Origin of the sequence: Pseudacidovorax intermedius, assembly GCF_001476815.1 — a bacterium.
Lineage (GTDB): Bacteria > Pseudomonadota > Gammaproteobacteria > Burkholderiales > Burkholderiaceae_C > Xenophilus > Xenophilus intermedius_A.
Window position 1 is genome coordinate 1 of the sequence record NZ_LDSL01000230.1, and the last position, 933, is coordinate 933.

The following is a 933-nucleotide window of genomic DNA, read 5'->3' on the forward strand; positions in this document are numbered from 1 at the left end:
CTGCAGCGCGATGCCGCCGGTGCCGGTGGCCGTGAGGCTTTCCTGCGCCGTGCCCACGATCGCGCTGGCCACGCCGGTGGCGGCGACGCGGTTGACGTCGACAGAAACGCTGCCGACGGTGAGGCCGTTGCCCTCCACCAGGTAGACGCCGCCGTCGCCCGCACGGGCGCTGACGCGGTCCACCGAGGTCTCCAGCGCGAGGCTGGCGCCGTTGCTGCCGATGCTGTTGCCGGCCGTCAGGAGCAGGCTGCCGGCCACCACGTCGGTGGCGCTGCCCGCGTCCACGTCGCTGATGCTGCCGGTGCGCGCCGTCAGGCTCACCCGCGCGGTGCCCGCGGCGATGGATTCGAGCGCCAGGTCGCGCTCGGCGCTGAACACCACGTTGCCGTTGCTGGTGCTGACGGTGCCGGTGGTGGCCGTCTGCACGATGTCGCGCCCGGCCACGGCGTCCACCGTGAAGCCGGCGCCGGCCACGCTCACGGCGGCGGCCTGCAGCAGGTCGCGGCCTGCGGCCAGGCTGAGGCTGCCGGCGGTGCTGCCGGTGGTGGACACCGCGGCGCGCAGGTCCAGGTCGGACGTGCTGCCGCCGGCCTGCAGCAGCAGGTTGCCGCCGGCCGTGGCGGCCGCGCTCAGGGTCAGGCTGCCGGCCGTGGTGGTGAGCACCAGGGCGCCGCCGCTGGCCAGGCCCGCCGCCTGGGCCGCGGTCTGCGCGCCGTTGGCGGTGATGCCGCCGGCCGCGCCGACGCGGTTGACGCCGATGGCGCTGCCGCCCGCCACGGTGATGGCGCTGGCTTCGGCCAGGAACACGCCGCCGGTGCCGGCGGTGCTGGCGCTGAGGCTATTGACTTCCAGCTCCAGCGCATTGCTGCTGGCACCGATGCCGTTGGCACCATTGCCGGCCGTGAGCGTCAGGGCGCTCGCGTACACGTCCAC

Annotated in this window: 1 protein-coding gene; it reads right to left on the reverse strand. The window is 75.2% G+C overall.

The window, feature by feature from the left end; all coding sequences use genetic code 11:
• Positions 1-933: hypothetical protein (locus NS331_RS26925; RefSeq protein ID WP_193758206.1), on the reverse strand; the 933-nt coding region annotated here is incomplete at both ends.